This is a genomic window from Aquimarina sp. AU58 (assembly GCF_900312745.1).
GTDB lineage: Bacteria > Bacteroidota > Bacteroidia > Flavobacteriales > Flavobacteriaceae > Aquimarina > Aquimarina spinulae.
Genome location: NZ_OMPD01000014.1, coordinates 2,428,541 through 2,442,130, shown reverse-complemented (window position 1 = coordinate 2,442,130; position 13,590 = coordinate 2,428,541). Strand labels below are relative to the sequence as shown.

Sequence of the window (13,590 nt, the reverse complement as noted above, 5' to 3'; positions counted from 1 at the left end):
ATACTTTTTTCACTACACGTATACCACATCTCTTTTTATTTCTTTTCATAACACTAACTATGAACGCTCAAAAACTTTCTAAAACAGAAAAAAAAATCATTAATTCGATAGAAGCTAATCATGAATCAGCGATTCAGTTTTTAGAAAAGGTTGTAAATATTAATAGCGGAACAATGCATCATGCAGGTGTAAAAGAGGTTGGCATGGTGTTTAAAGAGCAATTTGATGCAATTGATTTTAATACTCGATGGATTGATATGCCTGCAGAAGTAAATCGAGCCGGACATTTGTTTGCCGAAACTTCTGGAAGTAAAGGAAAAAAAATATTACTCATTGGACACCTGGACACAGTATTTGAAAAAGATAGTCCTTTTCAGAAATTTAAGAAGGATGGTGATATTGCATATGGCCCCGGGACTAATGATATGAAAGGCGGAAATGTTGTTGTATTATATGCTTTAAAAGCCTTACACGAAAATAAATTACTTAATAATGCACAAATCATAGTTGCTTTTACCGGAGATGAAGAAAGTACAGGTCAACCATTAGATATTAGTAGAAAAGATTTAATTGATGCAGCAAAAAAAAGCGAAGTTGCTCTGGGTTTTGAAACCTCTACAGGGTTTAATTATGCCACTGTTGCCCGTAGAGGATCTTCTGGATGGAAACTAGAAGTTAAGGGAAAAAGAGCACATTCATCTGGTGTTTTTAATGAACGTGTAGGTGCAGGTGCTATTTTTGAAGCTTCCAGAATTTTAAACGCCTTTTATACCAATGTTAAAGGAGAAGAATTTTTAACCTTTAATCCTGGAGTAATTCTGGGAGGAACAGAAGTTAAGTTTGATAGCTCAATAAGCGAAGGAGAAGCCTTCGGAAAAAGTAATGTTGTACCACAAACCGTTATGGTAAAAGGAGGATTGCGTTTTATCTCTGAAGAACAAAAAGAAAGAGCCCGTTCAAAAATGAAAAAAATTACTAAAGAAAACTTACCTCATACCAGTGCGACTATCACTTTTACTGATAGCTATCCGGCAATGCAACCAACTGAAGGCAACCACAAATTATTAACATTACTAAATGAAGTAAGTAAAACTCTGGATCAAGGAGTAGTTGAAGCCTATGACCCGGGTAAACGTGGAGCTGCAGACACTTCTTTTGTAGCAGAGCATGTAGATTGTCTGGATGGATTAGGAACTATGGGTACCGGAGCACATACTCCAAAAGAAACATTAGATCTAACGACTTTTGAAGCGTTAACCAAGCGTACTGCAATACTTATCTATCGATTAATCAATCAATAGTTTCTAAAATATAAAAAAGCCTTCATTTAGAAGGCTTTTTTATGCTTTAAAAGAAGAATAAATTCTTTTTTTAGAATATATATCGTAGCCCTACCTGAGCCTGCCATCTTGATTGAAGACTAGAGTCATATCCAAAAGTATCAACCAAATTTGAATCAAAAGAATAGGTAGGTGTATTTGTAGCCGTATCTACATTAACTCCTAAAACCTGTACATTATTTGGTTGTTGCACTAATCCCCAATCCGAATTGATTAAATTACCTAAGTTTAAAACATCTAAACTCAACTGTATCGTATTTGTTCTTTCTCCAACATTAATATTAAAATCCTGAAGTAATTTAAAATCAACCTTATTTCTCCAAGGAGCAATAGCTCCATATCGTTCTGCATAACTTCCTCTATTTTCACTTAAATAATCGTCTTGTCTGATATATGCTTCAAAAGCAGCTCTTTGCGCTTCTCTTTCATTAAATGAAGCACCACTAAATGCATATGTTGCCAATTCGGTCTGTGTAGGGATATAAATTAAATCATTCAAAGAAGATCCGTCTCCATTAATATCACCTGCATATGTATAATTAAACCTGCCCCCTTGTGCAAACTCTGCAAAAGCAGAAATAGTAGTAGCAAATTTCTCGTTACCATATGTCCATTTTTTAGAAGCAATAGCAATAATTCTGTGTCGATCTCCATATTTAGAGTATGATAGGACATCATTATTTGCATTCCCTAAAGCAGGATTACCCGCAAATGCATCTCCGGTAATTTCTGCTTCAATAGAATTTACATCTTTAGCATCCAAATAACTATAGGCTATACTAGCATACAGGTTATTGTCAAAATTCTTAGCTGCCTTAAAAGAGGCATTTATAATTCTTCCTTTGTTAGAATTAGTTAGTACAAAAGCATTATTAGCTCCCCTATCTGTAGCACCATATATTTGTCTATTGTCAACTCCCGACAGTGTCTGTGTAGGTTCGCGTAATCCCCAATTCTGAACATGAATTCCATTAATATCTTCTGTATACGCAAAATCACCTGTAAGGATTACACCATTACTTAATCGATAATCAACTCCTAAGCTAGATCTCCACACCTGCGGAAACTGAAAATCCGGATCTACAATTTGAAAGAAACCATCATCTGCCCCACTCACCTGATTCCCTATCCATACAAATGGCAATCTACCAGTAAATATACCTGTACCTCCTCGTAGTTGGAAAGTTTTATCTCCTCTTACATCATAATTAAACCCTAATCTTGGTGATATCAAAAGTCTATCTGTGGGTAAAGTAGTTGAGTTTAAAGATACTTCCCCTTCATTAGGCTTAAAATATACAATACTTTCATCTCTGCTAGCTCCATTATCTGTATCTATATATTCCTGAATACGTTCATCGGTATCAAAATATAATGGTTTATCAAACCTAATCCCATAACTAAACTTAAATCGTTCTGTAATATTCCATTCTTCCTGAATATAAAAAGCCAATTGCCCCACATTTAATTCTGCTAGTTTCCATCCTCCATCATTACCATCTCCTGCAGCGTTTAGTGCTGTAAAACGATCTTGAGCAAATTGTAGATTAGCAGCGACTACACCATTATTTGCATCATCTAAAAAAGAACTTACCGAACCATAGGGTGAAAATAATCCTCGATATGTTGATCCAAAATTAGCAAAGTCTTCATATGCCGTTAAATTAAACGAATTCTTAAACCTAAACATCTCGAAAGATGCTCCAACCGTAACTGTATGATCTCCTAAGAAGATATTAAGATTATTAGTTGCCTGAATTACTTTTTGATCTAATTTATTATTGATAGAAAATGGTTCGTGACCAGCAATGATATAATTTGATCCAGCACCATCCTGAATTGTAATTACAGGTGCCGGTGTTGATAATGGATTTCTAAAATCATCAAAATGGGTGTAACCCGCCTGAAATTTATTAGCAAACTTACTAGAGAATGTAGAATTGACTTCTAACTGGAAAGAATTTATATTATTATTAATCTCATAACCCGAATTTTCAAACTGTAATGTAGAAGCACTAGGCCCTCGAATTCCTAATGCTGTTGGGTGTGCAGGTTTTTCTTTAGAAGCTCTTAAAAAATTATAAATAATAGCTGCTCTATGTTTATCATTAATATTCCAATCCAATTTAAGAATTCCTTTGGTAGATTCAGAATCATACGTAAACCCCTGGTATGCACCAGTGGTATATCCTAAATTTGCGAGTGCATTACTAACTGCAATCATATCAGACTCTAATACACGAGATTCATTTATTGCACCACTACCTGTATTAGGTAACCAGGATGAACCTAAATCGGTGCGTTGATCTCTCTCTGCATTCGCAAAAAAGAATAGTTTATTTTCTATGATAGGTCCGCCAATACTAAATCCGTATTGTGTTTGCTCGAGATCAGACTTAAACACATCTTCTCCCTTTACTTTTCCTCCGGTAAGGCTTTCATTTCTAAAGAATCCATAAGCAGTTCCCTTAAAAGTATTGGTTCCACTTTTTGTAACTGCATTAACAGATGCTCCTGTAAACCCTGACAATGTTACATCATAAGGAGCTGTAGACACCTGAATCTGATCGATAGCATCTAATGAGATTGGTTGTGCATCGGTCTGTCCCCCGGGAGTTGCTGCATCTAATCCAAAAGGATTATTAAATACAGCACCGTCTAAGCTAAAATTATTAAACTGATCATTCCTTCCTCCAAAAGAATTTCCGCTTGCGGTAGGTTCCAGCCTTGTAAAATCGGCTGCAGAACGTGATATGGTAGGTAATGTTCGTAATTCTCTTCTACCTACACTGGTTTCTGCACCAGTGCGATCACTACTAAATGTAGAATTCTTAGTTGTCGTAATTACAACTTCTTCTAATTGATTATTATCCTCGACCAATGTTATATTAAGGTTGAAGGTTTGCCCTAATTGTAAAAACACTTCATCAATAAGTTGTTTTTTAAAACCTACATAACTTATTGTTATTCTATATGGCCCTCCTACACGTAAATTGTTTAGATTAAAACGTCCGTCAAAATCAGTCACTCCACCATACGAAGTACCTGTAGGCCCATGCACTGCGGTAACATTAGCCCCTGGTAGTAATTGATTTTCGCTATCACGTACTATCCCCGAAATATTAGAAGTAGTAACCTGAGCATTGATCGTACCCCCTATCAATACCAAAATTAATAGAATAATTTTTTTCATGTAATAATAACTTTTAATTAATTGATTAAGAATAAAAATAAAATAAAAAAATCGCTCATAAGAGCGATTTTTTATAATATTATAAAACAGTTATCAACTGTTATTTATCTATTTAGCTTGAGTGATTACTTCAAAAGCAATAGGAACAATCACTTCTCTATGAAGGCGAACAGAAGCTTCATACTGACCTAGACGTTTAATGGTTCCGCCTGGTACAGTAATAAATTTCTTTTCTAATTCAACTCCTTCTTTAGCAAATGCTTCTGCAACATCAGCATTAGATACAGAACCAAATAACTTGTCTCCAGCTCCAGCTTTTGCTAAAATTTTGATCTCTAATCCACCAAGTTTCTTCCCTACTTTTTCTGCATCTTCGATCTCTTTCTTTTCTTTAAAAGCACGTTGCTTTAATGTTTCGGCAAGCACTTTTTTTGCAGAAGGAGTTGCTAATAATGCAAGTCCATTAGGAATTAAATAGTTACGACCATAACCATTCTTAACTTCTACTACATCGTCTGCGAATCCTAGATTCTCAACGTCTTTCTTTAATATAAGTTCCATAATATGTTATGACGAGTTTTATTTTAATAAATCACCAACGTATGGCATTAAAGCTAGATGTCTTGCTCTTTTTACAGCAACACTTACTTTACGTTGATATTTTAATGAAGTTCCTGTAAGACGACGAGGCAATAACTTACCTTGTTCATTTACAAATGCCATTAAGAAATCTGGATCTTTATAATCAATATACTTAATACCAGATTTTTTGAAACGACAATATTTCTTCGTTTTTGATGTATCTATATTAAGCGGAGTAAGATATCTGATCTCTCCGTCTTTTTTTCCTTTCGCTTGTTGTTCTATAGATGACATAATTAAGCTTTTTGTTTGTTTCTATTTCTTCTTTTCTCTGCCCAAGCAATTGCATGCTTATCAAGGCGTACAGTAAGGTAACGCATTACTCGTTCATCTCTTCTGTACTCAACTTCTAAAGCATTGATAGCTTCACCAGGTACCTGGTATTCGAATAAGTGGTAAAATCCACTTTTTTTGTGTTGGATTGCATAAGCAAGCTTTTTAAGCCCCCAATCCTCTTTTGATATCATCTTGGCACCATTAGAAACAAGAATGTCTTCGTATTTCTTAACTGTTTCCTTTATCTGATCTTCAGATAAAACGGGATTCAAGATGAAAACAGTTTCGTATTGATTCATAAAAATCTATATTTAAATTAAAATTGGGTGCAAAAGTAAGACTATTTTTTGAATTTTCAAACCCTAATGTCATTTCGACGAAACACTATTTTTATCGATAAAAAGCCGAAATTGTTTGTGCAAATAAGATATATTCATTAATATTGTATTGGAATATATAACACTAAACAAGTGGAGCAATCTCAATTAAAATGTGCGGTAGTAGATGATTCCCGCCTCCAAAGACTAGCTATTGTAAAGCTAATAGACGAACATTCTTCACTAGAATTAGTGGCTGAGTGGAATAATGCTATTGAGACAAAAAATGGTTTACTCGACACTCAAGTTGACTTATTATTCTTAGATATTGAAATGCCAATTCTTACTGGCTTTGATCTTTTGGATGATTTAGAGAATAAACCTCATATTATTTTTGTCACAGGAAAAACAAAATATGCATTTAAAGCTTTCGACTATGATGCAATAGATTATTTAAGAAAACCATTAAAAAAAGATCGTTTTAACGCTGCTGTTGATAAAGCTTTGAGTATGTCTCGTATAGGAGGAGAAAATACTACTGTAGAAGATGACGATTATATTTTTGTAAAGAGTAATCTGAAAAAAAGAAAAATTTTCCTTAATCAATTAAAGTATGTAGAAGCTTTAGGAGATTATGTGAAACTTATAATGGAAGAAGGTGATCCCATTGTTGTATTAGCTACAATGAAATCTTTTGAAGCCCAGTTACCTAGTGATCGCTTTTTAAGAATTCACAAATCTTATATTGTGAATCTGGATAAAGTAGAGCGTTACAATAGTCGTAATATAGAAATAGCGGATGAAAAAATACCACTTAGCAGGCATAAAAAACATTCTCTGATAGAAGCTTTAAATAATTAGTAGTTATCTACATTAATTATAACTCTTACCCCCGAAAATTCTTTAATACTCTTAAAAGAAGTGTTGATTTTTTTTATCACCTCTTTTGTTTTATTTAAAGACTGACCTTGCGGTATTTTTATTACTATATTTTTATGATATTGATTTCGTATTCTTGAAATTGGAGGAAACTCTGGTCCTAAAACATTTTCATTAAATACGTTTCTAAATGATTTAGCTAACCAATTTGTAGCTTCATTTACTCTATTATAATCTTTATGTTTACCAGTAATCTTTATTATTTTATAAAAAGGAGGGTATTTATATTGATGCCTTTCCTCAATTTGATCGGTAAACATTCCCGTATAATCATTAACAGATACCTGTTGTAAAATCTGATGAAAAGGATTGTAAGTTTGAATAAGAACTTTACCTCTTTTTTTGGTTCTACCTGCCCTACCCGCTACCTGCTGCATTAATTGAAAACTACGTTCATGCGCTCTAAAATCCGGAAAATTAAGTAAGTTATCAGCATTCATTATACCAACCAGACTCACATTTCTAAAATCTAATCCCTTAGAGAGCATTTGTGTACCCACCATAATATCAATATCACCTTCTTCAAACCGACTTATAATCTTTTCATATCCATGTTTCCCTCTGGTTGTATCCTGATCCATTCTTCCAATATTATGATCAGGAAAAAGCTCTTGTAACTCTTTCTCTATTTGCTCTGTTCCGAAACCTTTTGTCGTTAAATCAACACTATCACAAGCCATACACTTTTGAGGCATTGCTATATGATACCCACAGTAATGGCATCGTAATTGATTTCTAAAGCTATGAAAGGTAAGACTAACATCACAATTTGGACATTGGGGAGAGTGCCCACAAGTGTTACATTCTACCACAGGAGAATATCCTCTTCTGTTTTGAAAAAGAATAACTTGCTCTCCTTCTTTTAAAGCGTTGTGAATACCTGTTAACAAGGTGTCACTAAAATGACCTGTCATTTCTTTTTTTCGATATTTTGTCTTTATATCTACTAAACTAATATCTGGCATTAGTACATCCCCATATCTTCTGGTCAATTGTACAAATCCGTACTTTTTTTGTCGGGCATTATAGTACGTTTCAAGAGCTGGAGTCGCAGAACCCAGCACCACTTTGGCGTAAAACATTTTTGCTAAGACGATTGCTGTATCTCTGGCATGATATCTAGGCGCAGGGTCATATTGCTTGAAGGTATTCTCGTGTTCTTCATCTACAATAATTAATCCCAAATTGGCAAACGGCAAAAATATGGCCGACCTCGCACCAATAACTACCTGCGCTTTTGATTTTTTGGCCTTTACATTGTTCCACGCCTCTACTCTTTCATTAACAGAATACTTAGAATGATATACTGTGAGTTTTTCTCCGAAATATTCCTGTAATCGAGTAATAAGTTGTGTTGTTAGAGCAATTTCTGGTAGTAAATACAATACCTGCTCTTCTTTCTGGATAGCTTGCTCTATAAGTTTTACATATACTTCTGTTTTGCCAGATGAAGTAACCCCATGAAAAAGGCATACATCTTTATTTTCAAAAGAATCTTTTATTTCTTCATAAGCCTTATGTTGATACTCATTAAGCTGTTTGGTATTTCCTGTCGTTTCTCCTGTATATTGAACACGATCTGTTTGCAAATGGTATTCATCTAAGATATTCTTATCTACTAATGCTCGTATTACAGCTGCAGAACTATTAGAAGTTTTTACAAGCTCATTTACTTTAATTGGCTTAGTAGCTTGTGCCTGTAACGTAAATAAATGCATCAACACCTCTCGTTGTTTAGGTGCTCTGGTCATTGTATCTAGTAAATCCCGTAGTGCTTCTTCTTTAGTATATGTTGTGTTTAATCGAATATACCGAACTATTTTGGGTTTATATTGCTCATAAATTTCTTCCTGAACCGTAATAACTTCTTTTTCTATTAGTCGTTTTATGACGGGGAGTACATTTTTCTTACCTACAATATTCATCACTTCTTGTATGCGAAGTAAGCTCTGATATTGTAATGCTTCATAAATCAAAAACTCATCATCTTTTAACAAGGATTCATCAAAAAGAGATTTTTCATTTTTCAGAATTATAGTTTCACTTTCTAGTAAGAAGGCTCCGGGAAGTGCTGCTCGCATTACTTCTCCTTTTGTACACATATAATAGTTAGAAATCCAGGACCATAGTTCTAATTGATGTTGAGTAACTATTGGTGATTCATCAAGAATATGTTCTATTTCTTTTGCTTCATATACCAAAGGTGGGTTTTGATGCACCTTGGTTACCAAAGCAGCATATACCTTACTTTTTCCGAATTGAACAGCCACGCGCATTCCTGGTTGCAAAAATGCAGCTTCAGTTTTATTAATACTATAGGTAAACTCTTTATCAAGAGGTATAGGAAGAATTACATTTATAAAGTATGACATTACCAATTATAACAAAATTCGGAATAGTTTAGTGTAAAACAACAAAAATACAAGTTTAACCCATAGAATAAAGTTTAATTTTTAAGAATAAAAAAAGTCCGATTTAAATAATAAATCGGACTCGCTTATATAAATTTGTATTCCTTACTTACTCAACCCTAACATTCCTCCTTTAATAAGTTTGCAAGCAGGTTCATTTCCTAACCAGATCTTAAACAGGGCATATTTAAAATCTCGACCTTTTATAAAACCAAGCTCTTCACCATTTTTATAGGTTTTGACTCCCTTTCCTTTGATGTATACCAAATCAAAGTAATCATTGATCTGCATTGGCGAAGAAAATAATTTTAAAAATTTTTCTATTCTTACATCTAAGGTTTGGGTATTACCAAACATTGCATCATCAAAGCCTTTTCTAAAAACTTTAATCATTCGTTTATTTGTTACTTTCTTAGATACTATATTTAAACGAATAGACATACTCTCATCAGAATCCAAGACTACTCCCGGATCATTATATTTTTTCTTGGTATATAGACCTCCCGAATAGGTGTCAAATCCAAGTATACTTCTCATTCCAGCTCCATTTAAAGACAGTTCTTCTCCCTCAAAACTAACTTTATAAGGTAATACGATATCCCCTACTCTTACCTGAGCCATGCCGAAGGTAGAGATAAGGACTACAATTGTTAATGTAATTATTTTTTTCATGGTTTAGATTTTTAAAATTTCAAGGAGTTAGTCCTAAATCTTTTAAAACCTAACCAAAAGAATTGTTAAAATTTATAATCCTTTAAATTTCAAGAAAGAAATATGTTGTGATTATTATACTCGAATCCACTTTTGTGTTCTATATAAAAAAGCTATATACCCTCTTACATTAAGCACATTTGGGTTATCCTCATCAATCCAGATTTTACATCGATATACTTTGCCATTCTCGGGATCCATAATAGTACCATCTTCGTATTGATTCCCATCTTTTTCAAGTTCTTTAATAATTACCATTCCTTCTATAGGTTTATTATAGTCATTGCCTTTACATTCGATGCATAACTTATTTCTCTCTGCTTCATCTAATACCTGTAAAATCTTCCCAAACAGTTTGTTTCCTTTCTTATAAATTTCAACAATAGATCGTGGTTCGCCAGTAGTATCATCAATAGTTTTCCATTGTCCTACTATTTGTTGTTGAGCACTTATTGTTACAGACACTAATACTATTGCTACAAAAAGGATATTACGAAAATTCATAATTTTCATGATAATTTGTGTTTATACATTCTAAGATAAAAAAATATGGTAAAAACAAAAAGCTACCGAGTAAAACCGATAGCTTTTTGCGTATTATATTAATGATATTAGGTTATTGTATACCTAACATTCCATTTTTAATTTCTTCACTTGCTGGTTCATCTCCAAGCCAAATTTTGAATAATGCATATTTAAAATCACGCCCCTTGATTACTCCAAGTTCTTTTTCATTTTTAAAAGCAGCCACTCCTTTACCTTTAATATATACAATATCAAAGATGTCATTCTTTACTATAGGCTCTGAGAAAAATTTGATAAATTTATTTATTCTCTCATCTAAAGCTTTAGTATTACCAAAAGTAGCTCTGTCAAAGCCATCTTTTACCGCTTTTATCATTTTCTTTTGGGTAACAAAACCAGAAACAATATTTAGTTTTATAGCCATAGTTTCATCTGCATCAAGGATTTCTTTAGGATCTTTGCTTTTTTTTGTTAAATAAAGTCCTCCTGCATACATATCAATCCAAAGCACTTTTCTCATTCCGGCACCATTCAATTTCAAATCGGTATCACCAAAATTCTCTTCATAAGGCAAAATAGCTTTACCAACTCTAATTTGCGCAGTAGCAGTAGATAGGGAAATTAGGGCTACCAGTACTAAAGTAATTTTTTTCATTATAACTAAAGGTATTTGGGGTATTAATATTTGTTTAAACTTAATTTTTAAAGCGCACAAATATAAAAAATATTATGCATGCACAACATTTTGAAATACATTTACTTAATTTTTTAACAAAAATACAATTATATCTTATTGATTACTAAAGACCTAACATTTCTTTTTTGAGTCCTTTGTCTGCTGGTTTATTACCCAACCAGATATTAAAAAGTGCTGTTTTAAAATCCAACCCTGTTACGTATCCTTTTTCTTTGCCATCTTTATAAATCACACTTCCTTTTCCTTTTTCATACACCATATCATAGATTTGACCAACCTCTATTTCATTATTAATAAAGCCTATAAATTTTTCTATTCTTTCGTTATAAGGCTTCATATTTCCTTTAGTTGATTTTTCAAAACCTTCACGCAACGCATTAGCCATTTTACTTCTAGACATCATTCCAGAAAGGATATGTAATTTAATTGCCATAGTTTCGTCTGCTTTGGCAATTGCGCTGGCATTAGTACTTTTTTTCTTAAGATACAGGGCTCCTGCATAAATATCAAAAAAGAATTTTTCTCTAAGGCCTCCTCCGTTAATCGTTAAATCTTCTCCATTAAATTTTACCATATTGGGTAATGTAGCATCACCAATTTTGGTTTGAGATTGAACAGATACAATAGTTAAAAGCGCTATAAATAATATACTTAGTTTTTTCATTTTAAAAAATTATTAGAAATCTATGTTAGTAAAATTATGTATTAAAATTTTTTCTTAATTGATTTAATGATGCATTAAGTTCAAAACCCAGCAATAACAAATTAGCATTAAGCCATATATATAGCATTAATATCAACATTGCTCCAATAGAACCGTACAATTGATTATAATTAGAGAAATTATCTATATAAACTCCAAATAGATATGTTGTAATAATAATCAAAAAAGTGGTCATAAATGCACCTGGTGAAAAGAATTTATTTTGTTTTCCTTCTGAGGTACCGAAATAAAATAAAGTAGCAATAATTACAAATATCATAAAGACAAATAGGCCATATTTACCTAATGTTAACCAAAAAACAGTATCATCAACAACACCCATTTTATTTAAATCATCTACCAAATACGAAAAGTATAAAGTTCCTATAACTGTAATTAACAATAACGATGCCACGATAATAGACACCCCTAATGCTACTACATACTGTCGTACAAAATTTCTATTAAGCGTTACATGATACGAATATTCAAAACCAGAGAAAACTGCATTGATCCCATTAGTCATAAAAAGTATAGATAGTACAAAAACAGTTGATAGTAATCCGCCTCGAGGATTAGATGCAATATCTTCGAATATCCCGGAGAAAAAATCTGAAGATTGCTTAGGTAATGCTCCGTTAACAAATTCAAAAAAATTCTCCTCAAACCCATCTATCGGCACGTAAGGAATCAAATTAAGAAGAAATAATAAGAATGGAAATAGAGAAAGAAAAAAACTCCATGATATCGCACTGGCTCTAGCCGAAAAAGTACCTTTTATAATTCCGATTACATAAATCTCTATTAGGTCGTATATCGACAGTCCTTCAAAACCAGGAAGAATAAGTTTCTTCCCTATTTTGACCAATATATTGATCACAGGAATCTTATTAAGCCTATCTTCTACGGGTTTCGACATATATTATACGGCTTTCAAACTCAAATCCAGATTATATACAGAATGTGTTAGCGCACCGCTACTAATATAATCTACACCACATTCTGCATAGTTGCGTACGGTTTCTTCATTAATTCCTCCACTGGATTCTGTAAGACACGAATCACCAATTAATTTTACAGCTTCTCGAGTATCTTCATAATTAAAATTATCAATTAATATTCGATATACTCCTGGTGTTTGAAGTATTTCTTTTATCTCATTAAGGTCTCGAGCTTCAACAATAATTTTAAGATCAAGGTTTTGATTAGAAAGGTATTGTTTAGTTTTTTCTATAGCTTTAGTAATTCCCCCGGCAAAATCGATATGGTTATCTTTTAGCATTACCATATCATATAATGCAAATCTATGGTTCTCTCCTCCTCCAATCTTTACCGCCCATTTTTCTAATGCTCGTATTCCCGGAGTTGTTTTACGGGTATCTAAAATCTTAGTCCCTGTTCCTTCTAAAAGAGTCACAAAATGATTTGTTTTGGTAGCAATTGCACTCATTCTTTGCATAGCATTAAGCACTAATCGCTCTGCTTTAAGAATAGATTGTGAGCTTCCTGAAACATAAAAAGCTATATCTCCATATTTCACCCTGGATCCATCTTCTAATAATACTTCGACCTTCATATTTGGGTCTACATAATTAAATACTCTTTTTGCAAATTCTACTCCCGCCAGGATCCCTTCATCCTTTACTAAAAGTTTTGCTTTTCCAGTGATTGATTCTGGGATACAAGCTAATGAACTATGATCGCCATCTCCTACATCTTCGCGTATGGCATTGGTAATTATCAAATCAATTTCTTTATTGAATTGGGTTTCGCTAATCATATTGAATGGTTATTTTTGCTAATGTAAAAAAAGAAGTCGGAAGTACGAAGTGAGAA

The 13,590-nt window shown here is 33.1% G+C and carries 13 protein-coding genes; 2 read left to right on the top strand and 11 right to left on the bottom strand.

The window, feature by feature from the left end; all coding sequences use genetic code 11:
- Positions 1-59 precede the first annotated feature (59 nt).
- Positions 60-1,301, top strand: coding sequence for a M20/M25/M40 family metallo-hydrolase (locus DK441_RS21990; RefSeq protein WP_235015805.1), 1,242 nt, complete (start codon positions 60-62; stop codon positions 1,299-1,301).
- A 70-nt stretch (positions 1,302-1,371) separates the two neighbouring features.
- On the opposite strand, the gene DK441_RS21985 is transcribed toward DK441_RS21990, so the two are convergent.
- From DK441_RS21985 to rpsF, 4 genes are all read right to left on the bottom strand, one after another.
- Positions 1,372-4,533, bottom strand: coding sequence for a carboxypeptidase regulatory-like domain-containing protein (locus DK441_RS21985; RefSeq protein WP_109852750.1), 3,162 nt, complete (start codon positions 4,531-4,533; stop codon positions 1,372-1,374).
- 108 nt (positions 4,534-4,641) lie between these two features.
- Positions 4,642-5,094, bottom strand: coding sequence for a 50S ribosomal protein L9 (rplI, locus tag DK441_RS21980; protein WP_109852749.1), 453 nt, complete (start codon positions 5,092-5,094; stop codon positions 4,642-4,644).
- Between the two features lie 18 nt (positions 5,095-5,112).
- Positions 5,113-5,412, bottom strand: coding sequence for a 30S ribosomal protein S18 (rpsR, locus tag DK441_RS21975; protein WP_174412104.1), 300 nt, complete (start codon positions 5,410-5,412; stop codon positions 5,113-5,115).
- The gene (rpsF, locus tag DK441_RS21970) at positions 5,412-5,750 is read right to left on the bottom strand and encodes a 30S ribosomal protein S6 (protein ID WP_024769054.1); all 339 of its coding nucleotides are present in this window, start codon (positions 5,748-5,750) and stop codon (positions 5,412-5,414) included. Before rpsF ends, rpsR begins: the two co-directional genes overlap by 1 nt.
- A 171-nt stretch (positions 5,751-5,921) precedes the next feature.
- Here rpsF and DK441_RS21965 point away from each other — a divergent pair, with 171 nt between their 5' ends.
- Positions 5,922-6,629 carry a LytTR family DNA-binding domain-containing protein gene (locus DK441_RS21965; protein WP_025666968.1) on the top strand — a complete coding sequence of 236 codons (708 nt, stop codon included), beginning with the start codon at positions 5,922-5,924 and terminating at the stop codon, positions 6,627-6,629.
- On the opposite strand, the gene priA is transcribed toward DK441_RS21965, so the two are convergent.
- From priA to nadC, 7 genes are all read right to left on the bottom strand, one after another.
- On the bottom strand, positions 6,626-9,079 hold the full coding sequence (gene priA, locus DK441_RS21960) for a primosomal protein N' (protein WP_109852748.1): 2,454 nt from the start codon (positions 9,077-9,079) through the stop codon (positions 6,626-6,628). The genes DK441_RS21965 and priA overlap by 4 nt on opposite strands.
- Before the next feature lie 144 nt (positions 9,080-9,223).
- Positions 9,224-9,790, bottom strand: coding sequence for a chalcone isomerase family protein (locus DK441_RS21955; protein ID WP_109852747.1), 567 nt, complete (start codon positions 9,788-9,790; stop codon positions 9,224-9,226).
- 114 nt (positions 9,791-9,904) lie between these two features.
- Positions 9,905-10,342, bottom strand: coding sequence for a DUF2147 domain-containing protein (locus DK441_RS21950; RefSeq protein WP_109852746.1), 438 nt, complete (start codon positions 10,340-10,342; stop codon positions 9,905-9,907).
- Between the two features lie 103 nt (positions 10,343-10,445).
- On the bottom strand, positions 10,446-11,009 hold the full coding sequence (locus DK441_RS21945; RefSeq protein ID WP_109852745.1) for a chalcone isomerase family protein: 564 nt from the start codon (positions 11,007-11,009) through the stop codon (positions 10,446-10,448).
- 145 nt (positions 11,010-11,154) lie between these two features.
- Positions 11,155-11,715, bottom strand: coding sequence for a chalcone isomerase family protein (locus DK441_RS21940; protein ID WP_109852744.1), 561 nt, complete (start codon positions 11,713-11,715; stop codon positions 11,155-11,157).
- A gap of 34 nt (positions 11,716-11,749) precedes the next feature.
- Positions 11,750-12,673, bottom strand: a complete 924-nt coding sequence (locus tag DK441_RS21935) for a YihY/virulence factor BrkB family protein (protein ID WP_109852743.1) — start codon at positions 12,671-12,673, stop codon at positions 11,750-11,752.
- A gap of 3 nt (positions 12,674-12,676) precedes the next feature.
- Positions 12,677-13,534, bottom strand: coding sequence for a carboxylating nicotinate-nucleotide diphosphorylase (gene nadC / locus DK441_RS21930; RefSeq protein ID WP_109852742.1), 858 nt, complete (start codon positions 13,532-13,534; stop codon positions 12,677-12,679).
- Positions 13,535-13,590 lie beyond the last annotated feature (56 nt).

Coding starts and splice junctions, on each gene's coding strand:
- DK441_RS21950 (WP_109852746.1), bottom strand. CDS start 10,342: ATGAAAATTATGAATTTTCGTAATATCCTTTTTGTAGCAATAGTATTA.
- DK441_RS21985 (WP_109852750.1), bottom strand. CDS start 4,533: ATGAAAAAAATTATTCTATTAATTTTGGTATTGATAGGGGGTACGATC.
- DK441_RS21935 (WP_109852743.1), bottom strand. CDS start 12,673: ATGTCGAAACCCGTAGAAGATAGGCTTAATAAGATTCCTGTGATCAAT.
- rplI (WP_109852749.1), bottom strand. CDS start 5,094: ATGGAACTTATATTAAAGAAAGACGTTGAGAATCTAGGATTCGCAGAC.
- DK441_RS21940 (WP_109852744.1), bottom strand. CDS start 11,715: ATGAAAAAACTAAGTATATTATTTATAGCGCTTTTAACTATTGTATCT.
- nadC (WP_109852742.1), bottom strand. CDS start 13,534: ATGATTAGCGAAACCCAATTCAATAAAGAAATTGATTTGATAATTACC.
- DK441_RS21990 (WP_235015805.1), top strand. CDS start 60: ATGAACGCTCAAAAACTTTCTAAAACAGAAAAAAAAATCATTAATTCG.
- DK441_RS21945 (WP_109852745.1), bottom strand. CDS start 11,009: ATGAAAAAAATTACTTTAGTACTGGTAGCCCTAATTTCCCTATCTACT.
- rpsF (WP_024769054.1), bottom strand. CDS start 5,750: ATGAATCAATACGAAACTGTTTTCATCTTGAATCCCGTTTTATCTGAA.
- priA (WP_109852748.1), bottom strand. CDS start 9,079: ATGTCATACTTTATAAATGTAATTCTTCCTATACCTCTTGATAAAGAG.
- DK441_RS21955 (WP_109852747.1), bottom strand. CDS start 9,790: ATGAAAAAAATAATTACATTAACAATTGTAGTCCTTATCTCTACCTTC.